Source organism: Acidimicrobiales bacterium (assembly GCA_036399815.1).
GTDB lineage: Bacteria > Actinomycetota > Acidimicrobiia > Acidimicrobiales > DASWMK01 > DASWMK01.
Genome location: DASWMK010000071.1, coordinates 1 through 18,595 on the forward strand (window position 1 = coordinate 1; position 18,595 = coordinate 18,595).

Sequence of the window (18,595 nt, forward strand, 5' to 3'; positions counted from 1 at the left end):
CGCCTGGTCGCCGTGGTGCTCGTCGTGCTGGCCGCCGTGCCCGTCGCCGTCGCGTCGCCGGCGGCCGGGCAGCCGGCGTCGAGCACGACGACGATCGACCCGGGCGCGACGGGCGCCGTCCCCCGGCCGAACTCGGGCGCGCCGCCCGAGGACGCCGGCGACCGGGGCGGGTGGGCGCAGGGCCTCGTCTTCGTCCTGACCCTCGCCGGCCTCGCCGCCATCGTCGTGCTCGTCGTGCGCAGCTCCCGCCGGGCCCGGGCCGCGGTCAGCGACCGGCCGCCGCCCGCCGCGTCAGCCTGACCCGGACGATCGCCGCCCCGATCACGCCGAGGACGGCGGCGAACAGCAGCAGCGACCGCAGGGCGCTCCCGGCCGAGCCGCCGCCGTCGACGGTCGGGGCGTCGACGGCCGCCACCTCGGAGCCGTCCACCGACGGCGCCACGGCCGGCCCCGACCCGTCCGACGTCGACTCGTAGCGGCCGCCCCCGGCGCCCGCCGCCGTGGTCGACGACCCGGCCCCGGCGAGGACGGACGAGGAGGACGACGACGAGCCGGCGGCGGTCGCCGACGTCGTCGAGCCGCCGGTCCCCGAACCTGAGGTGGAGGTCGACGTCGAGGTCGAGGTCGAGGGTGCCCCACCGGCCGCGGCGGTGGTCGTCGTGCGGGGCGGGGCCGTCGTCGCCGGCGCCGAGGAGGGCGGCGGCGCCGCCGTGCTCGTCGTCGTCGGGGCGGCCGTCGTCGTCGTCGACGGCGGAGGCGGCGGTGGCGGCGAGAACGGCTCCCAGGCCGGCGCCGAGCCGGTCCCCCAGCGCCACCCCTCGACGTCGCCGTTGCCGACGCGGGCCGAGCCGGCCCCGCTCCCCGAGTACACGAACCCGTCGCCGCCGCCGGCGGCGTCTCGCCAGTAGGCCCAGTAGTTGGGCGCGTCGCAGGTCAGGCAGCTGCCGTCGGCCGGGCACCCCCGCCCGCACAGCGCGCAGACGGCGTACCCGTTGGCCCCGAAGGTCCTGGCCACCGGGTCCATCCCGGCCAGCTCGAGCGCCTCGAGCCCGCTGATCGACTCGGCCGTGAACGACACGTAGGTCTCGAACCGCTCGCTGCCGGTCTCGACGATCACCAGCGCCTGGTTCGCCGCCGTGACGGCCGGGCCGGCCGGCGCCGGGGCGGCCGCCGCCGACGCGGCGGCCAGCCCCAGCCCGAGGGCGACGACGGCCAGGCGGCCGGGGGTCAGGCGGCGGGGCACGGCTGCAGCCCCGCCCGCTCGACCGGCAGCCACGACCGCAGCAGCGCCTGCACCGTCTGGGACGTGGCGAACGTGTTCACCCCGAACTCGTCGTTGGGGCTGGCGATGTGCCCGTCGGCGGCCTGCTGCGAGCGCAGCCAGGCGTCCGGGTCGCCGTACGGCTGGCCGGCCAGCTCGGGCGCCACCTGGTCCCGCCAGCACGGCCCGTTCACGTCGCCGCCGGCGGCGGTGACGGCGAGGACGGCGACGGCGGTGGCGTTCGGGTCCTTCGGCTCGAACAGGGACGGCCAGGACCCGTCGGCGTTCTGGGTGCGGGCGAGGAAGGCGAGGCCGCGGCGCACCGGTGTCGTCCCCGGCCCCATCCCCGCGGCGACGAGCGCCTGGAGGGCGAGGCCGGTGGTGTCGACGTCGACCTCCGCCCCCGACGGGTCGCCGGCGAAGTCCCAGCCCCCGTTGGCCTGCTGGGACGAGACGATCAGCTGCCGGGTCGACGACGGCACCGGCCGGCCGAGCACCGAGTAGGCGAGCGCCGCGTACAGGGTGGCGTTGAAGGCGCCGAACGACCCGTCCGGGCGGCGGCCGGCGAGGACCACGGCGACGAGGTCGGTGGCGCCGTCCCGCTCGGGGTCGAACGCGGTCGGGTCGAGGCCGAGGGGCACGACGTCGAGGACGATCAGCTTGGCCGCCTGCCCCGCGGACAGGGCGCCGAACTCCCCGTCGGCGAGGTCGTCGAGGGCCTCCAGCGAGTTGTGGCCGTCCTCCCGGACCCGGCGGACGGCGGCCCTGGCCTCGTCGGTCGACCAGGTGCCGTCGGCCTGGCCCCACTCGGCGATGGCGAGGACGGCGGCGGGGGTCTCGAAGCCCGGGAAGCCGGCGAGCTCGAAGCTGCCGTCGGGCTGCTGGACCGTGTCGAGCCACCGGACGGCCCGCCCCGCCACCCGCTCCGAGGCGGGGTCGGCGGCGCCGGCGGGCGCGACGGCGACGATGGACGGGAGCGCGAGCGCGCCGACGAGCGCACCCAGCACGAGGCGATGACGCATCGCGGATCCTCCGTCGGCCCCGTTCCACGAGGGCCATGGTCGGTTCGGTGATCGGCGGTGGCGGGCATCCTGGCTCGCGGCCGAAGCCGCTCACAGTTGCGGGTCAGCGCCGGACTCTCACCGGCTTCCCCCGTGCTTGCCCCCGTGGTGGGGAGGCACCGCCCACGACGTCCGGGTCGTGGGCGACCAGCGCCGGCCAGAGCGTACCCTCTCCCGAGCCGTGACCCCGTCCGGAACCGCCGCCCCCTCGCTGCACGCCGTCACCTGGCTGGTGTGGGCGGTCGCCGCCGCCCTGGCCGTCGAGGTCGCCCCCAACCCGCTCTACGTGCTCCTCGTCGTGGCCGTCTGCGCCCTGGTCGTGGAGGTCCACGGCGGCGGCCGGCCGCTGGCCCGGGCCTTCCCGCTGCTCGTCGGCCTCGGCGCCACGTTCGGCCTCCTGCGGGTGGTGCTCACCGTGCTGACGACCCACGGCGGGCCCGACGTGCTGGTCACCCTGCCCGAGGCCACCCTCCCCCGGGTGCTCGGCGGGTTCACGGTGGGCGGGACGGTCGAGCTGCCCGTCCTGCTCCAGGCGGGCGCCGAGAGCCTCGCCATCGTCGGCGTCCTCGCCGCCTTCGGGGCCTTCAACGCCGTCGCCGCCCACGACGAGCTCGCCCGGTCGGCGCCCCGGGCCTTCCACGAGGCCGGGCTCGTGGTGACCGTCGCCCTCACCGTGCTGCCCGCCACCCTCGCCGCCGTCGCCGCCGTGCGGGAGGCCGACCGGGCGAGGACCGGGGGGACGGTGGTGCGCCGGGGCCGCCTCGTCCGCCTGGTGGTCCCCGTGCTCGAGTCCGGCCTCGAGCGGGCCGTCGGCCTGGCCGAGTCCATGGACGCCAGGGGTTTCGCCCGCCTGCCGGCCGGCCCGTCGGAGCGGCTGGCCGGGTGGCTCGGGCTCGGCGCGCTGCTGTCCCTCGGCGGCGCCTTCGTCGCCCTCGTGGGCCGGGCCGGCGGCGTCGCCCTCGTGCTCGGGGTGGCCGGCACGGCGGCGGTGGTCGGCGCCGTCGCCGCCTCGTCGGCCGCCAGCCGGCGGACCCGCCACCGGCCCCGGCGGGCGACCCGGCGCGACTGGCTGGTCGGCGCCGTCGCCCTCTCCGCCCCCGCCGCGCTGTTCGTGCTGTCCCTGGCCGGCGACGACACGCTCACCTGGGAGGCGGCCTCGCTCGCGTTCCCCGGCTTCGACCCGCTGGCCGCGCTGGCCGTCGCCGTGCTCGCCGCCCCGGCCGTCCTCGCCCCCGCCCCCGCGGCGACGCCGGCCGCCGACCCCCTCGTCCTCACCGGGGCGGGACGGTGATCGCCTGGCGGGACGTGGCCGTCGCCTACCCCGGCGGCGACCCGGTGCTCGACGGGGTCGACCTCGAGGTGGCGGCCGGCGAGGTCCTCCTCGTGGTCGGGCCGTCCGGGTCGGGCAAGAGCACGCTCCTGCGCTGCGCCAACGGGCTCGTGCCCCACTCGACCGGCGGCCGGTGGCGGGGCGAGGTCGTCGCCTTCGGCCGCTCGACGAGGGACCACCGCCCCCGCGACCTGGCCGACGTCGTCGGCTTCGTCCACCAGGACCCTGAGGCCCAGTTCGTGGTGGACCGGGTGGAGGCCGACGTCGCCTTCGCCCTCGAGAACCTCGGCACCGACGCGGCGGCCATGCGCCGGCGGGTCGAGGAGGTGCTCGACGCGCTCGGCATCGCCCACCTGCGGGACCGCTCCCCCGCCACCCTGTCCGGCGGCGAGCGCCAGCGGGCCGCCATCGCCGGCGCGCTGGCCGCCGCGCCCGCCGCGCTGGTGCTCGACGAGCCGACGTCGCAGCTCGACCCCCAGGGTGCGGAGGACGTCCTCGCCGCCCTCGCCCGCCTGAACGCCGACCTCGGCACGACCGTGGTCCTCGCCGAGCACCGGCTGGAGCGGGCGGCGCCGATGGCCGACCGCGCCGTCGTCGTGCGGGACGGCCGGGTGGCGGCGCCCGGCCCGACGGCGGCCGTCGTGGCCGGCTACGAGGGCGCCCCTCCGGTCACCCACCTCGGCCGCCTGCTCGGCTGGGACCCGCCGCCGCTCACCGTCCGCCAGGCGAGGGCGGCCGTCGCCGCCGCCGGCCGGCCCGACCTCCCGCCGGCGCCGCCGGTCCCCGCCCGCCCCCCGCCGGGCGGGCCGCTCGTCACCGCCACCGGCCTGGCCGTGCGGCGGGGCCACCGCACCGTCCTGTCCGGGGTCGACCTGGCCGTGGCCGAGGGCGAGGTCGTCGCGCTGCTCGGCCGCAACGGCGCCGGCAAGACCACCCTGCTGCGGGCCCTCGCCGGGCTGCTCCGCCCCGACGCCGGCCGGGTGACGGCCGGCGGCCGGGTCGCCTACGTCCCCCAGGACCCGGGCGCCCTGCTGTTCTCCCCCACCGTCCGGGCGGAGCTGGCCGAGACGCTGCGCCTTCTCGGCCGGCCCGACGGCGGCGAGGTGGACCGATGGCTCGACGCTCTCCGGCTGAGCGGCGTCGCCGGGCGCCACCCGAGGAGCCTGTCGGGCGGCGAGCGCCAGCGGGTGGCCGTCGCCGCCGTGGCCGTCGGCGGGGCGGCCGTCCTGCTGCTCGACGAGCCGACGAGGGGCATGGACGCCGCCTCCCGCGCCGCGCTGGAGGCGGCCATGGCCCGCCACGCCGCCACCGGGGGCGGCGTCGTCCTCGCCACCCACGACGTCGAGCTGGCGGCGAGGGCGGCGACCAGGGCGGTCGTGCTCGGCGACGGCGAGGTGGTGGCGTCGGGCGAGGCCCGGGCCGTGCTGTCCGGCTCGCTGTTCGCGCCCCAGGTCCTCCGCGTGCTGCCGCCGTACCTGACCGTCCCCGAGGTGGCCGCCGCGCTCGAGGGGGCGAGGGCGTGATCGCGAAGGCGCGGCCCGTCGCCGTGTACGTGCTCGTGGCGCTCGTCGGGGCGGCCGCCTTCCTCTACCCGTTCTGGCTGCCGGCCGAGGCCCTGCCGTCCGAGGCCCATGCGGGCGACGCGCCGCTGGTCGCCGCCCTGGTCGGCGCGCTGGTCGTCACCGCCGTCGCCGTCGAGGTGCGGAGGGGGACGATGACCGGGGCCACGGTCGCCGTCCTCGGCGTGCTGTCGGCGGTGGCCGCCCTGCTCCGCCTCCTCGACCTGCCGGGCGGCGGCAACGGCATCTTCTTCATCGTCGTGCTGGCCGGCGCCGCCTTCGGCCCCCGCTTCGGGCTGCTCCTCGGGCTGTGCGGGATGGCGGTCGGAGCCGTGGCCACCGGCGGGATCGGCCCGTGGCTGCCGTTCCAGATGCTGGCCCTCGCCTGGATGGGCGCCGGCGCCGGGCTGGTGGGGCGGGCCACCGGGCGGTTGCCGGCCGGGGCCGAGGTCGCCGTGCTGGCCGCCTATTCCTGGGCCTGGGGGTTCCTCTACGGCGCGGTGATGAACCTGTGGTTCTGGCCGTTCGTCCGGGACGGCGGGGCCCTGTCGTGGGAGCCGGGCCTCTCTCTGGCCGAGACCCTCGACCGGTACCACGCGTTCTACGTCGCCACCTCGTTCGGGTGGGACGCGGCCGGGGCGCTGGCCAACGCCGTGCTCGTCGCCGCCACCGGCCGGGCGGTGCTGCGCACCCTGCGCCGGGTCGGCGGCCGCCTCGACCCGGTGGTCGAGCTCGTCGCCGCCTGACTACCCCTCGCCGGCGTCGAGGGGGCGGGACTCGTGCCGGGGCTGGCCGTGGGTGCGGCGGCGCTCCTTCATCTCGGACTCGAACAGGTGCCGGCGCCCGCCGACGAGCGCCTCCCGGACCCGGCGCTCCTCCTCGCGGAACGGGGACCAGTAGCCGTCGTCGAACTCCTCGATGATCTGGAACGTCCACCGGCCGTCGAGCACGTTGCGGCCGACCAGCGTCGTGCGCAGCCGGTCGGCGTCCTCCGCGTGCCCGGCCTTCTCCAGCAGGTCGGCGGCGTCGTCGACGAGGAAGTCGGCCCGGCCCATCATCTGGTGGAAGTCGTAGAGCCGGCCCCTGGCCCGCTCCACCCACTCGAGCGCCTCGCTCAGCTTCCCGGTGGCGGCGACCGTGTCGTCGTCGACACCGGGCGGGCGGTCGTGGTCGTCCGCGCGTCCCATGGGCGGGCGTCGTTACCCCCCGCCGCTGCGATCATGACGGGATGACCACGAGCCGCCGGCTGTGCGCGTTCATCGACGCCGCCCCGTCGCCCTACCACGCCGCCGCCGAGGCGGCCGCCGTCCTGGAGGGCGCCGGCTTCGCCCGCCTGGAGCCGGGCGACCGGTGGCCGGGCGCCGGGTCGGCCGTCGCCGTCCGGGGCGGGAGCCTCGTCGCCGTCCACGTGCCCGAGGGGTGCCCGCCCGACGCCGGGTTCCGCATGGTCGGCGCGCACACCGACAGCCCGAACCTGCGGGTCAAGCCCCGCCCCGACACCGGCCGGGCCGGCTTCCGCCAGCTCGGCGTCGAGGTGTACGGGTCGCCGCTGCTCAACTCCTGGCTGGACCGGGACCTCGGCCTGTCGGGCCGGGTGTCGGTGCGCACGGAGCGGGGCGCCGAGACCCGGCTCGTGAAGGTGGACCGGCCCGTCGCCCGCCTCCCCCAGCTCGCCATCCACCTCGACCGGGAGGTGACCGAGCGGGGCCTCGTCCTCGACCGCCAGCTCCACCTGTCGCCGGTCTGGGGCCTCGGCCGGCCCGAGGAGGGGGCGTTCGCCGCCTTCCTCGCCAAGGAGGTCGGCGTCGGGGTCGACGACGTCCTCGCCTGGGACGTCATGTTCCACGACACCGTGCCCGCGGCGCTGGTCGGCCCGGACGAGGAGCTGGTCAGCGCGCCCCGGCTCGACAACCTGTGCTCCTGCTTCTGCGCGGTCACCGCGCTCGCCGCCGCCGCTCCTGCGACGGAGGACGCCCCCCTGCTCGTCTGCCTGTTCGACCACGAGGAGGTGGGCAGCACCACCTCGACGGGCGCCGACGGCACCCTGCTCCCGGCGGCGATCGAGCGGTCGGTGCTGGCGAGGGGCGGGACGAGGGACGACGTGCTCGCCGCCCTGTCCCGCTCGGTGCTGGTGTCGGCCGACATGGCCCACGCCACCCACCCGAACTACGCGGAGCGCCACGAGCCGTCCCACCAGGTCGCCCTGAACGGCGGGCCGGTCGTGAAGCTGAACGCCAACCAGCGCTACGCCACCGACGCCGAGACCCACGGGCGGTTCGTCCTCGCCTGCGAGCGGGCCGGCGTGCCCTACCAGCGCTACGTCAACCGCACGGACCTGCCGTGCGGGTCGACGATCGGCCCGCTCGCCGCGGCCCGGGCCGGCGTCTCGGTGGTCGACGTGGGCGCCCCCCAGCTCGGCATGCACTCGGCCAGGGAGCTCGGCGGCGCCGAGGACCCCGAGCACCTCGTCCGGGCGCTCACCGCCTTCCTCGGTCAACCCTGACCGTCGACCTCGACCTCCACGTCGACGGGAGGTCGAGGTTCACGTCGAGCCCTCGCCGTGCGGGCCGCGGTGCGGGCCAGCGCCACCGGCTCGGGCGTGCGCCGGGCCGACGCCGCGGCCAGGACGGCGGCCGCCGCGTCCCCTGGGGTCGTGCCCCATCCCGCCGTCGCCGCCAGCGGGCGGTGCCCCGGCCGCGTCCTGACCCACCGCCCGACCTCCTCGCCGTCGAGGAGGAGCGGGCTGGTGTCGCCCCTGGCCGGCCCCGGCTCGGCCCCCGCCGCGAGCAGCGGCCGGTGGTTGACGCCGACCGTCGGCAGGCCGAGCACGGCGCCGAGGTGGACGGCCAGGCCGCACCGGCGGGGGTGGTCCCGCCCGGTGGCGTTGACGAGCAGCAGGTCGGGTCGGCGGGGCAGGGCCAGGACCGCCGCCTCGAGCAGCGGGCCCTCCCGGAGGGCGAGCAGGCCCGGCTCGTAGGGCCAGCCGGCCCGGCCGGCGACGACGACGACGGCCGGCTCGCCGCCCCCGACGACGGCGGCCGCCGCCCAGGCGGCGTCGTCCCCGTCGAAGCACACGAAGCAGCCGGCGACGGCCGACGGGCGGTCCGGCGGCGGCCGGCCCCGCTCGGCCCCCAGCGCGGCCTGCTCGGCGACGAGCGCCTCGCGGGAAGCGGGCCAGTTCCCCACCATGGGTAGGGTGCCAGCCATGAGCGACACCGAGGGCGTGGGCGCCGACGACGTGCAGCGGGCCAACGAGGCCGCCGAGGCGGAGTTCGAGCAGGCTCGCGAGGAGATCGAGGAGCAGGTCGAGTCCATCACCGAGCAGGTGAACCGGGCGCTCGACGAGGACAGGGAGCCCGACGCCGGCGCCTGAGCGGCCCGGCGTGCCCCTGCCGGCCGTGGACTGGCCGCTGCGCTTCGGCGTCTTCCTCGCCCCGTTCCACCCCGTCGGCCAGAACCCGACCCTCGCCCTCGAGCGCGACCTCGAGCTGCTGGTCCACCTGGACCGGCTGGGCTTCGACGAGGCCTGGGTGGGCGAGCACCACTCGGCGGGCTACGAGATCATCGCCTCGCCCGAGGTGTTCCTGGCCGTCGCCGCCGAGCGCACCCGCCACCTGCGCCTCGGCACCGGGGTCAGCTCGCTCCCCTACCACCACCCGCTCGTCCAGGCCGACCGGATCGTCCTGCTCGACCACCTCACCCGCGGCCGGGTGATGTTCGGCGTCGGCCCCGGGGCCCTCCCTTCGGACGCGTTCATGATGGGCATCGACCCGCAACGGCAGCGGGACATGATGGAGGAGGCCCTCGAGGCGATCCTGCTGCTGTTCCGCAGCGAGGAGCCGGTCACCTACGAGACGGACTGGTTCACCCTCCGCGACGCCCGCCTCCAGCTCCGGCCCTACACCCACCCGCACCCCGAGGTGGCGGTGGCCGCCCAGGTGTCGCCGGCCGGGCCCCGGGCCGCCGGCCGCTTCGGCTGCTCGCTGCTGTCGCTCGGGGCGACCACCGAGGGGGGCTTCGACGTGCTCGGCGCCCACTGGGGGGTGGTCGAGGAGCGGGCCGCCCGCTTCGGGCACGCCCCCGACCGGCGGACCTGGCGCCTCGTCGGGCCCGTGCACCTGGCCGACACGAAGGAGCAGGCCTACCGGGACGTCGAGTTCGGCCTGGCCGACTGGGTCGACTACTTCCGGCGGGTGGCCGCCCTCCCCCTCGCGCCCGAGAGCGGCGACGCCACCGTCCTCGCCGACGCCGTCAACGCGAGCGGCCTCGCCGTCATCGGCACCCCCGACGACGCCGTCGCCCAGATCCGGCGCCTGATCGACCAGTCGGGCGGGTTCGGCACCTACCTGGTGATGGCCCACGAGTGGGCCGACCGGGCGGCCACCCTGCGGTCCTACGAGCTGCTCGCCCGGGAGGTGATGCCGGCGTTCCAGGGCAGCGCGACGAGCCTGACCGCGTCGAGGGACTGGGCGGCCGAGAACCGGCCGGCGTTCATCGCCGCCGCCGGCGCGGCGATCATGACCGCCATCCAGCGCCACCACGCGGAGCGGGAGGGCGAGGCTACGGAGCGCTGAGCTGGACGGCGACGGCCACCGGGTCGTCGCCGCTGACGAGGGCCACGCCCGCGGCGTTCGGCCCGGTGAAGCGCACGATCCCGGGCGCGGCGTCCTCGACCTGCCACCCGTCGGCGGCCAGCTCGGCCCTGACCCAGGCGACGACGTCGGCCTCGGGCACGCCGGTGACGGTGAAGGCCAGCGACCAGGTGGACTCGCCGGACAGCGTGATCACGTCCGGGCCGGGGACGGCGAGCGACGGCGGCAGCCCCACCGATGCGGCCGGGGCCGTGGTCGTCGTCGACGCGGGGACGGCCGTCACCGTGAACGTCACCCCGCCACCCTCGCTCGTCGGGGTCGCGGGCGTGGTCGTCGGCGCCGTCGTCTCGGCGACCGTCGTCGTCACGGTGGCCGCCACCCCGCCGTCGTCGCCGTCGTCGGCGTCCCACGAGGCCCGCACGGCGGCGGCGCCGATGACCATCACCAGGGCGACGGCGAGGGCGGCGGCGGTCGACCGGGGCACGGTCCCGGACGGTACCGCTGGTAGGGTGGCGGGCGCCGACGACGCCGGCGGGAGAGCCGCCGCACGACCAGTGCGGAAGCGCCGAAGGGGCAACACTCCCCGGAACCTCTCAGGCCACAGGACCGACGGTCGAGGCGACTCTGGAACGCGGGCACCGCGGACAGAGGGGGAAGCGACCGACCGCGCCGCCCGACCCGAGGAGGCACCGGATGACCGCCGACCGCCCGACCCCGGCCGACGACCACCGACCGCCGCTGTCCCGCCTGACCGGCTCCGTCCCCTTCGCCGACCGCCACATCGGCCCGTCGCCCGACGACGTGGCCAAGATGCTGGCCGTCGTCGGCTACGGCTCGCTCGACGAGCTCGTCCGCGACGCCATCCCCGACACGATCCGCGACGACGAGCTCGACCTCCCCGCCGCCCGGACCGAGGCCGAGGTGCTCGCCGAGCTGCGGGAGCTGGCCGGCCGGAACACGGTGCTGACGCCGATGATCGGCCTCGGCTACTCGGGCACGGTCACCCCGCCCGTCGTGCGCCGCAACGTCCTCGAGGACCCCACCTGGTACACCGCCTACACGCCCTACCAGCCGGAGATCTCCCAGGGCCGGCTCGAGGCGCTCCTGAACTTCCAGACGATGGTCGCCGACCTGGCCGGGCTGAGCGTCGCCAACGCCTCCCTGCTCGACGAGGCGACGGCGGCGGCCGAGGCCATGGCCCTGTGCCGGCGGGTGGCGAAGGGGCCGGGCGCCTTCCTCGTCGACCCCGACTGCCACCCCCAGACGATCGACGTGGTGCGGACGAGGGCCGAGCCGCTCGGGATCGACGTGGTCGTGGCCGACCCGTGGTCGGGCCTGCCCGACGGCGACCTGTTCGGCGCCCTCCTCCAGGTGCCGGGGTCGAGCGGCCAGGTCCGCGACGCCGAGCCGGTCATCGCCGCCCTCCACGAGCGCGGCGCGGTGGTCGCCGTGGCCGCCGACCTGCTGTCGCTGTGCCTGCTCCGCCCGCCGGGCGAGCAGGGCGCGGACATCGTGGTCGGCACCACCCAGCGCTTCGGCGTCCCGCTGTTCTACGGCGGCCCGCACGCGGGCTACATGGCGGTCCGCGACGGCCTCCAGCGGTCGCTCCCCGGCCGGCTGGTCGGCGTGTCGATCGACGCCGACGGCCACCCCGCCCTTCGCCTCGCCCTCCAGACCCGCGAGCAGCACATCCGCCGGGAGAAGGCGACCTCGAACATCTGCACCGCGCAGGTGCTGCTGGCCGTCGTCGCCTCGATGTACGCCGTGTGGCACGGGCCCGAGGGGCTGACGGCCATCGCCTCCCGGGTGGCCCGCCTGGCCGCCGTGCTGGCCGAGGGCCTGCGCCAGGGCGGGGTCACCGTGCGGACGACGGCCTTCTTCGACACGGTGACCGCAGAGGTGCCGGGCCGGGCCGCCGAGGTGGCGGCCGAGGCCGCCCGCCGGGGCATCGCGCTCCGGGTCGTGGACGCCGACTCGGTCGGCGTGGCCTGCGACGAGCTCACCACCCCCGACCACGTCGCCGCCGTGTGGGCCGCGTTCGGCGTCGAGGCGTCGGTCGGCGAGGTCGACGGCGCCGCCCAGGACGCCATCCCCGATGACCTGCGGCGCACGTCGGCGTTCCTCACCCACCCCGTGTTCGCCGACCACCGGTCGGAGACGTCGATGCTGCGCTACCTGCGCCGCCTGTCCGACCGGGACGTCGCCCTCGACCGGTCGATGATCCCGCTCGGGTCGTGCACGATGAAGCTCAACGCCACGGCCGAGATGGAGCCGGTCAGCTACCCGGGCTTCGCCGACCTCCACCCGTTCGTGCCCCTCGACGCCGCCGCCGGCTACCGCCAGCTGATCGCCGAGCTGGAGCGGGACCTGGCCGAGATCACCGGCTACCACACCGTGTCGGTCCAGCCCAACGCCGGGTCGCAGGGCGAGCTGGCCGGGCTGCTCGCCATCCGGGCCTGGCACCGCAGCCGGGGCGACGAGGACCGGACCGTCTGCCTGATCCCGTCGTCGGCCCACGGCACGAACGCCGCCTCGGCCGCCATGGCCGGGATGCGGGTCGTGGTCGTGAAGTGCGACGAGCGGGGCAACGTCGACGTCGAGGACCTGCGGGCCAAGCTGGCCGAGCACGGCGAGCGGCTGGCCGCGCTGATGGTCACCTACCCGTCGACCCACGGCGTGTTCGAGGCCACCATCACCGAGATCTGCGACCTCGTCCACGAGGCCGGCGGGCAGGTGTACCTGGACGGCGCCAACCTCAACGCCATGGTCGGCCTCGCCCGGCCCGGCCGCTTCGGGGCCGACGTCTCCCACCTCAACCTCCACAAGACGTTCTGCATCCCCCACGGCGGCGGCGGGCCGGGGGTCGGCCCGGTGGCCGTCCGCGAGCACCTGGCCCCGTTCCTGCCCACCTCGCCGCTGCGACCGGAGGCCGGCCCGGCGACCGGGGTCGGCGCCATCGCCGCCGCGCCGTGGGGCTCGGCCGGCATCCTGCCGATCTCCTGGGCCTACATCCGGCTGATGGGCCCCGACGGCCTCCGCCTGGCCACCGAGGTCGCCATCCTCAACGCCAACTACGTCGCCCGCCGCCTCGGGCCCCACTTCCCGATCCTCTACACCGGCCGCAACGGGCTGGTGGCCCACGAGTGCATCGTCGACCTGCGCCGGGTCACGAAGGAGACCGGCGTGTCGGTGGAGGACGTGGCCAAGCGGCTGATCGACTACGGCTTCCACGCCCCGACGATGTCGTTCCCGGTGGCCGGGACCCTGATGGTCGAGCCCACCGAGTCCGAGGACCTGGCCGAGCTCGACCGGTTCTGCGACGCGATGATCGCCATCCGCCAGGAGATCGACCGGGTCGGCAGCGGCGAGTGGCCGAGGGAGGACAACCCGCTCCACCACGCGCCGCACACGGCCGCCATGGTGACGGCCGACGAGTGGGACCACGCCTACACCCGGTCCGAGGCCGCCTACCCGGCGCCCGGGCTGCGGGCGGCGAAGTGGTGGTCGCCGGTCCGCCGGATCGACCAGGGCTACGGCGACCGCAACCTCATGTGCTCCTGTCCCTCGACCGCGGCCTGGGAGGACTGAGCCAGCCTCAGCGGGCGAGGAACGGGGGCTTCACGACCTCCGCGGCGAGGCGGGAGCCGCGGACGTCGACCTCCACCTTCGCCCCGGGCTCCACGTCCGGGCGGAGGAAGGCGAGGCCGATCCCCCGCTCGAGCACCGGGGAGAAGTTGCCGCTGGTGACCACGCCGACGGCCTCGTCGCCGGCCAGCACCTCGTTGCCGTCGCGGGGCGGGCGGCGGCCGTCGACGACCAGGCCCCTGAGCCGGCGGGCGACCCCGCGCTCCTTCTCCGCGACCAGCGCGTCCCGGCCCCGGAAGTCGCCCTTGGTCCAGCTCACCACCCAGCCGAGCCCGGCCTGGAGCGGGGTGATGCCCGGCCCGAGCTCGTGCCCGTGGAGGGGCAGGCCGGCCTCGAGGCGCAGGGTGTCCCGGGCGCCGAGGCCGGCGGGCGGCACGCCGGCGGCCAGGATGGCGTCCCAGAAGCGGGGGGCGGCGTCGGCCGGGACGGCGAACTCGACGCCGTCCTCCCCGGTGTAGCCGGTGCCGGCGACCAGGCACTCGACCCCGTCCCAGGTGAAGGCCCGCACGCCGAAGCGGGGCACGTCGGCCGCCTCGGGCGCCACCGCCGCCACCCGCTCGCGGGCGGCCGGCCCCTGCACGGCGACGACGGCCCGCCCGGCGGTCACGTCCTCGCCGCCGATGGCGTCGACCACCCGGTCGGTGTTGGAGGCGTTGGGCATGACGTCGAAGCGCTCGTCGTCGACCCACCAGACGATGATGTCGTCGAGCACCGACCCGTCCTCGTCGCAGAGGTGGGTGTACTGGGCCCGGCCGGGGGCGACCTTGCCGAGGTCGTTGGTGAGGGCCCGCTGGAGGCGGTCGAAGCCGTCGGGGCCGGTGACCCGCACGGTGCCGAGGTGGCTGACGTCGAAGGCGACCGCCGACGCCCGGCACGCCCGGTGCTCGGCGAGGGTCCCCTCGCGGTAGGCGAGGGGCATCTCCCAGCCGCCGAAGGGGACCATGCGGGCGCCGAGGGCGCGGTGGGCGGCGTCGAGCGGCGAGTGGCGCAGGGTCACCCGGCCAACGCTAGGCGCGCGTCGCCACTCGGTCAGCCGGCGCCGCGCTCAGCGCCGCACGCCGGCAGCCGGTCCGCCGCTCTCCAGCCGGGTCAGTCGCCGCGGCGCTCGCCGACGCCGCCCGCCCGGCAGCAGCCGCACGCCGGCAGCCGGGCCGCCGCCGCCGGGTCAGCCGGCGCGGCGCGCGCCGGGGCCGAGCAGGCCGCCGTGGGCGAACATCGGCTCGGCCGGCACCTCGGCCTCGTCCCCGGCGTCGTCGGCGGCGGCCGCGTCCGGCTCGGCCAGGCCGTACTTCACCAGCAGCCGCAGGTAGTCCCGCTGGTACAGCACCTTCACGTTGACCTCGGGGTGGCGCTCCCGCAGCAGCCGGACCTTGCGGTTCTTCTTCGTCACCAGCTTCTGGTTGAGCGTGGTGATCTCGATGTAGAGGTCGTAGGCCGGCAGGTAGAAGTCCGGGCTGAAGGCCTGGAGCGGGCGGCCCTCGTCGTCGGCGTCCAGCACGAACGTGCGGGGCTCGTACTCCCAGGCGATCCCGTAGAAGTCGAGCAGCTGGGCGAACTGCCGCTCCGACTCGTGCGCGAACCGGCCCCGCTGGTGGGGCGCTCCCCCGGGGTCGGCCGCGCTCGGCGTCATCCGCCGGCGGCGGCCCGGTCAGGGGCCCCGCCGGCCGGGGGGCGCAACTCCACGATGGCGGCGTCGACCTCCTCGACCACCCCGGACATGGGCAGCACGTTGAGCACGCCCTGGCCCTTGCGGACGGCGTCGACCAGCTCCTCGCCGGTCCGGGCCAGCACGACGGTGTTGCCGCTGATCACGAGCTGGGCGGCGGCGACGTCCTCCCCCAGCTGCTCGCGCAGGTAGGCGAACACCTCCCGCACGGACTCGAGCTTGATGCCGGCGTCGAGCAGGTTCTTGATGACCTTCAGCTCGAGCAGGTCCCGGTAGGAGTACCGGCGCCGGGTGCCGCTGCCGTTGGCGTCGGCCAGCGAGGGTCGCACGAGGTCGGTCCTCGCCCAGTAGTCCAGCTGGCGGTACGTGATCCCGACGATCTCGGCCGCCTTGCGGCCGCTGTACCACCCGTCTTCGGACATCGGCGCTCCTCGGCTGGGTCGCACACGGGCGTAGTTACACCGGTGTGGCGCGAAGCGTAGGGCGCCGCCTCCCGGCCGTCAACGACCGGCTACGCCCCGAAGTCCTCGGGGTTCACCTTCTCGATGAACTCCCGGAACTGCTCGACGACCTCCTCCTCGGGCTCGTCGTCCTCGTCGGTGGTGCCGGCGTAGGCGGCCTCGTCGAGCACGGCCTCGCTGGCGTAGATCGGGGTGCCGGCCCGCACGGCGAGGGCGATGGCGTCGGACGGCCGGCTCGACACCTGGTGGCTGCGCCCGTTCGCCACCAGCTGGATCTCGGCGTAGAAGGTGCTGTCCCGCAGCTCGGTCACCACCACCCGCTCGACGGTGGCGCCGAGGTCGTCGAGGAGCAGCTTCAGCAGGTCGTGGGTCATCGGCCGGGGCGGGACGACGTTCTCCAGGGCGAACGCGATCGCCGTCGCCTCGGGACCGCCGATGAAGATGGGCAGCAGCCGCCTGGCTCCCGACGCCTCGCGCAGGAGCACGATGGGGTTGTTCCCGGGAAGCTCCACCCGGACCCCGACGAGCGTCATCTCCACCACGATGCCGTCCCCCGTTTCCCGTGCGATCGCCCGTGCCCTCCAGGGCGCACCCTACCGTCCGAGGGCCGCCCTCTACCCGCGCGAGCGGCCCTCACGTGCCATCCCGTAGAGCGACGACACGTAGGCGTCGGGGTCGGCGTCGAGGGCGGCCGCGTCGGCCGCGGCGAGCAGGCGCAGGTTCCGGTAGCGCCCGGCGTGGTCGACGCCGTAGCCGACGAGGAACTCGTCGCCCACCTCGAAGCCCACCCAGTCCACGCGGACCGGGACGATGCGGCGGGACCGGCGGTCGGCCAGCGCGCACACCTCGACCGACGCCGCCGACCGGCGCTCCAGCTCGGCCAACAGGTAGGCGAGGGTGAGGCCGGTGTCGACCACGTCCTCGACGAGGACGACGGCCCTGCCGGTCACGTCGGCGCCGAGGTCGAGCACGAGGCGCACCCGCCCGCTCCCCCGCTCGTAGCTGGTGACGGCGAGGAACTCGACGGTGACGTCGACGGTCAGCGCCCTCGCCAGGTCGGCGAGGAAGATCAGGCTGCCCTTCAGCAGGCCGACCAGCACGACCCCCTCGGGGTGGGCCTCGGAGATGGCCGCGCCGAGCCGGGCGACCGTCGCCCGCAGCTCGTCCGGCCCGGCGAGCACGCGCGCCGGGCCGGGCGGGGCGCTCAGCCCCGCTCCGTGTACTGGCGGAGCGTGTCCCGCAGGACGGCCGCGTGCAGCGACTGGCCGAGCGCGGCGAGGTGGCGCAGGCTGTCGACGGCCTGGCTGCGGGCCACCGGGTTGCGCTGCTTGACGAGGGGCATGACGACCTGCTCGAACAGGCCGGCCTCCCGCTCGGCGGCCACCTTGTACATCCGCAGGTGACGGGGGCCGAGGCCGTAGCCGGCGAAGGCCGCGGCCAGGCGGGCGACGACGAGGGCCGAGTCGTCGTAGGACACGACCCCGCCGACCGAGCGGCCGCTCACCAGCCCGAAGCGCTCCAGCTCGGCCAGGGCCTCGGGCTCGAGGCCGGCCGCCGCGGCCAGCTCGTCGCGGCTGAGGCTGACCGACGTGGGCCCGGCGTCGAGCGGGTTGGCGCCGTAGGCCCCCGGCGGGAGGGGGACGCCCTCGGTGGCGACGGCCTCGTCGGCCTCGGCCTCGGCGGCCGCCACCGGTTCGGCGTCGGCGTCGCCGGCCGGCGCCTCGGCAGCCGGCCCGGCCCCCTCCAAAGCGGGAGCGGGAGCGGTCGCCGGCTCGGTGTCCGCCGCCACCGGCCCGCCGGCCGCCTCGTCGGGCACGGCGCCGTCGAGGGACGGGCCCGGCTCGACGCCGTCGGCCAGCCCGGGCGGCGGCTCGTCGAGCTCGCCCCGCTCCAGGCGCCCCTTGATCACCTTCAGGGGCAGGAAGTGCTCCCGCTGCTGGCGCAGGATCCACCGCAGGCGCTCGATGTCGTCGTCGTAGAACTTCCGGTAGCCCGACGGGGTCCGCTCCGGGTCGAGCAGCCCCTGGCTCTCGAGGAAGCGGATCTTCGAGATCGTGACGTCCGGGAACTCCTGCTGGAGGAGGGTGAGGACCTCGCCGATCGACAGGTGCGCGCGCTCGGCCACCCGGCTCACGCCTCGCCGCCGACGCCCGACCCGGAGCCGGACGAGAAGAACACCAGCTTGAACTTGCCCACCTGGACCTCGTCGCCGTTCTGGAGCGGTGCCTCGTCGATCCGCTCGCGGTTCAGGTAGGTGCCGTTCAGCGACCCCACGTCGCGCACCACGTAGCCCCCGGACGCCTTGGCGATCTCGGCGTGGCGACGGGACACCGTGATGTCGTCGAGGAAGATGTCGCTGTCCGGGTGGCGCCCGGCCGTCGTGACGTCGGCCGTCAGCGCGAACCGGGAGCCGGCGTTCGGGCCCCGCTTCACCACGAGGAGCCCCGTGCCCGGCGGCAGGTCGTCGAGGGTGACGCTGACGTCCTCGTCCGGCGCCTCCGGCGGGGCGTCGGGGTGGAACGTGATCGTGCGCTCGTCACCCCGTTCGAGCGGGGCGCCGCACGAGGAGCAGAAGTTCGACCCGGCCGGGTTGCGGTGGCCGCACTGGTTGCAGAACAGGTCCGCCACGGGACCGCTCAACCCTCGATCAGCGCCCGGTAGGCCTGGGCGTCGAGCAGCTCGGAGTACTGCGACGCGTCGGTCAGCTCGATCACGCAGATCCACCCCTCGCCGTACGGGTCCTCGTTCACCCGCTGGGGCGCGTCGGCGAGGTCGGCGTTGACCTCGACGACGGTGCCGGCCACCGGTGCGTAGACGTCGGAGACCGACTTGGTGCTCTCGACCTCGCTCACCGTCGCGCCCACGGTGAGCTCGGCGCCCACGTCGGGCACCTGCACGAACACCACGTCGCCGAGCGCGTCCTGCGCGTACTCGGTGATCCCGATCCTGGCCCGGTTGCCCTCGAGGCGCACCCACTCGTGGTCCGCCGAGTAGCGGAGGTCCTCGGGGATGTTCATGCG

General features: G+C 76.4%; 21 protein-coding genes and 2 riboswitches. Of the genes, 8 read left to right on the top strand and 13 right to left on the bottom strand.

What is annotated here, in order from left to right:
* A partial coding sequence (locus VGB14_05295) for a hypothetical protein (protein ID HEX9992324.1) occupies positions 1 to 300 on the top strand: 300 nt, incomplete at its 5' end.
* On the opposite strand, the gene VGB14_05300 is transcribed toward VGB14_05295, so the two are convergent.
* On the bottom strand, positions 266 to 1,243 hold the full coding sequence (locus tag VGB14_05300; GenBank protein HEX9992325.1) for a hypothetical protein: 978 nt from the start codon (positions 1,241 to 1,243) through the stop codon (positions 266 to 268). The two genes, VGB14_05295 and VGB14_05300, sit on opposite strands and share 35 nt — an antisense overlap.
* Entirely contained in the window at positions 1,228 to 2,283 is a 1,056-nt protein-coding gene (locus VGB14_05305; protein ID HEX9992326.1) for a prenyltransferase/squalene oxidase repeat-containing protein, read from the bottom strand. Before VGB14_05305 ends, VGB14_05300 begins: the two co-directional genes overlap by 16 nt.
* Before the next feature lie 41 nt (positions 2,284 to 2,324).
* Positions 2,325 to 2,461, bottom strand: a riboswitch (cobalamin riboswitch).
* Positions 2,462 to 2,503: 42 nt separating this feature from the next.
* Here VGB14_05305 and VGB14_05310 point away from each other — a divergent pair.
* From VGB14_05310 to VGB14_05320, 3 genes are read left to right on the top strand one after another with little or no spacing between them, the layout of a single operon-like run.
* The gene (locus tag VGB14_05310; protein HEX9992327.1) at positions 2,504 to 3,613 is read left to right on the top strand and encodes a hypothetical protein; all 1,110 of its coding nucleotides are present in this window, start codon (positions 2,504 to 2,506) and stop codon (positions 3,611 to 3,613) included.
* Positions 3,610 to 5,175 (top strand): ATP-binding cassette domain-containing protein, encoded by a 1,566-nt coding sequence (locus VGB14_05315; GenBank protein HEX9992328.1) that lies wholly within the window; start codon positions 3,610 to 3,612, stop codon positions 5,173 to 5,175. Before VGB14_05310 ends, VGB14_05315 begins: the two co-directional genes overlap by 4 nt.
* Positions 5,172 to 5,957 carry an ECF transporter S component gene (locus tag VGB14_05320; GenBank protein ID HEX9992329.1) on the top strand — a complete coding sequence of 262 codons (786 nt, stop codon included), beginning with the start codon at positions 5,172 to 5,174 and terminating at the stop codon, positions 5,955 to 5,957. The genes VGB14_05315 and VGB14_05320 overlap by 4 nt, the downstream gene beginning before the upstream one ends.
* On the opposite strand, the gene VGB14_05325 is transcribed toward VGB14_05320, so the two are convergent.
* Positions 5,958 to 6,398, bottom strand: a complete 441-nt coding sequence (locus VGB14_05325) for a hypothetical protein (protein HEX9992330.1) — start codon at positions 6,396 to 6,398, stop codon at positions 5,958 to 5,960.
* A 41-nt stretch (positions 6,399 to 6,439) separates the two neighbouring features.
* Here VGB14_05325 and VGB14_05330 point away from each other — a divergent pair, with 41 nt between their 5' ends.
* Entirely contained in the window at positions 6,440 to 7,714 is a 1,275-nt protein-coding gene (locus VGB14_05330; GenBank protein HEX9992331.1) for a M18 family aminopeptidase, read from the top strand.
* Here the strand turns inward: VGB14_05330 and VGB14_05335 are convergent.
* Positions 7,705 to 8,397, bottom strand: a complete 693-nt coding sequence (locus VGB14_05335; GenBank protein ID HEX9992332.1) for an endonuclease V — start codon at positions 8,395 to 8,397, stop codon at positions 7,705 to 7,707. The two genes, VGB14_05330 and VGB14_05335, sit on opposite strands and share 10 nt — an antisense overlap.
* Positions 8,398 to 8,416: 19 nt before the next feature.
* Between VGB14_05335 and VGB14_05340 the strand changes: the two genes are divergently transcribed.
* Entirely contained in the window at positions 8,417 to 8,584 is a 168-nt protein-coding gene (locus tag VGB14_05340) for a hypothetical protein (GenBank protein HEX9992333.1), read from the top strand.
* Between the two features lie 10 nt (positions 8,585 to 8,594).
* Positions 8,595 to 9,785 carry an LLM class flavin-dependent oxidoreductase gene (locus VGB14_05345; protein HEX9992334.1) on the top strand — a complete coding sequence of 397 codons (1,191 nt, stop codon included), beginning with the start codon at positions 8,595 to 8,597 and terminating at the stop codon, positions 9,783 to 9,785.
* Here the strand turns inward: VGB14_05345 and VGB14_05350 are convergent.
* Complete coding sequence (locus VGB14_05350) at positions 9,772 to 10,287, bottom strand: hypothetical protein (protein ID HEX9992335.1); 516 nt, start codon at positions 10,285 to 10,287, stop codon at positions 9,772 to 9,774. The two genes, VGB14_05345 and VGB14_05350, sit on opposite strands and share 14 nt — an antisense overlap.
* 38 nt (positions 10,288 to 10,325) lie before the next feature.
* A riboswitch (glycine riboswitch) is annotated at positions 10,326 to 10,422 on the top strand.
* 74 nt (positions 10,423 to 10,496) lie between these two features.
* On the opposite strand from VGB14_05350, the gene gcvP reads away from it, so the two are divergent.
* A complete protein-coding gene (gcvP, locus tag VGB14_05355; GenBank protein HEX9992336.1) occupies positions 10,497 to 13,391 on the top strand; it encodes an aminomethyl-transferring glycine dehydrogenase in 2,895 nt (964 codons plus the stop codon).
* Between the two features lie 7 nt (positions 13,392 to 13,398).
* On the opposite strand, the gene gcvT is transcribed toward gcvP, so the two are convergent.
* The 8 genes from gcvT to gcvH form a co-directional block, all read right to left on the bottom strand.
* Positions 13,399 to 14,445 carry a glycine cleavage system aminomethyltransferase GcvT gene (gcvT, locus tag VGB14_05360; GenBank protein HEX9992337.1) on the bottom strand — a complete coding sequence of 349 codons (1,047 nt, stop codon included), beginning with the start codon at positions 14,443 to 14,445 and terminating at the stop codon, positions 13,399 to 13,401.
* 168 nt (positions 14,446 to 14,613) lie between these two features.
* The gene (locus tag VGB14_05365) at positions 14,614 to 15,078 is read right to left on the bottom strand and encodes a hypothetical protein (GenBank protein ID HEX9992338.1); all 465 of its coding nucleotides are present in this window, start codon (positions 15,076 to 15,078) and stop codon (positions 14,614 to 14,616) included.
* Complete coding sequence (locus tag VGB14_05370) at positions 15,075 to 15,536, bottom strand: MerR family transcriptional regulator (GenBank protein ID HEX9992339.1); 462 nt, start codon at positions 15,534 to 15,536, stop codon at positions 15,075 to 15,077. The genes VGB14_05365 and VGB14_05370 overlap by 4 nt, the downstream gene beginning before the upstream one ends.
* 89 nt (positions 15,537 to 15,625) lie before the next feature.
* Entirely contained in the window at positions 15,626 to 16,108 is a 483-nt protein-coding gene (locus VGB14_05375; protein ID HEX9992340.1) for a bifunctional nuclease family protein, read from the bottom strand.
* 81 nt (positions 16,109 to 16,189) lie between these two features.
* Entirely contained in the window at positions 16,190 to 16,756 is a 567-nt protein-coding gene (hpt, locus tag VGB14_05380; protein ID HEX9992341.1) for a hypoxanthine phosphoribosyltransferase, read from the bottom strand.
* A gap of 23 nt (positions 16,757 to 16,779) precedes the next feature.
* Positions 16,780 to 17,700: a MerR family transcriptional regulator gene (locus VGB14_05385; GenBank protein ID HEX9992342.1), complete on the bottom strand. Its 921-nt coding sequence runs from the start codon at positions 17,698 to 17,700 to the stop codon at positions 16,780 to 16,782.
* 5 nt (positions 17,701 to 17,705) lie between these two features.
* Entirely contained in the window at positions 17,706 to 18,203 is a 498-nt protein-coding gene (locus VGB14_05390) for an FHA domain-containing protein (protein ID HEX9992343.1), read from the bottom strand.
* An 8-nt stretch (positions 18,204 to 18,211) separates the two neighbouring features.
* Positions 18,212 to 18,592, bottom strand: a complete 381-nt coding sequence (gene gcvH, locus VGB14_05395; GenBank protein ID HEX9992344.1) for a glycine cleavage system protein GcvH — start codon at positions 18,590 to 18,592, stop codon at positions 18,212 to 18,214.
* Between the last annotated feature and the right edge of the window lie 3 nt (positions 18,593 to 18,595).

Excerpts from the sequence above, each read along its gene's own strand:
- VGB14_05365 (HEX9992338.1), bottom strand. The coding sequence starts at position 15,078 with ATGACGCCGAGCGCGGCCGACCCCGGGGGAGCGCCCCACCAGCGGGGC.
- VGB14_05325 (HEX9992330.1), bottom strand. The coding sequence starts at position 6,398 with ATGGGACGCGCGGACGACCACGACCGCCCGCCCGGTGTCGACGACGAC.
- VGB14_05330 (HEX9992331.1), top strand. The coding sequence starts at position 6,440 with ATGACCACGAGCCGCCGGCTGTGCGCGTTCATCGACGCCGCCCCGTCG.
- gcvH (HEX9992344.1), bottom strand. The coding sequence starts at position 18,592 with ATGAACATCCCCGAGGACCTCCGCTACTCGGCGGACCACGAGTGGGTG.
- VGB14_05340 (HEX9992333.1), top strand. The coding sequence starts at position 8,417 with ATGAGCGACACCGAGGGCGTGGGCGCCGACGACGTGCAGCGGGCCAAC.
- VGB14_05375 (HEX9992340.1), bottom strand. The coding sequence starts at position 16,108 with ATGACGCTCGTCGGGGTCCGGGTGGAGCTTCCCGGGAACAACCCCATC.
- VGB14_05305 (HEX9992326.1), bottom strand. The coding sequence starts at position 2,283 with ATGCGTCATCGCCTCGTGCTGGGTGCGCTCGTCGGCGCGCTCGCGCTC.
- gcvP (HEX9992336.1), top strand. The coding sequence starts at position 10,497 with ATGACCGCCGACCGCCCGACCCCGGCCGACGACCACCGACCGCCGCTG.
- VGB14_05370 (HEX9992339.1), bottom strand. The coding sequence starts at position 15,536 with ATGTCCGAAGACGGGTGGTACAGCGGCCGCAAGGCGGCCGAGATCGTC.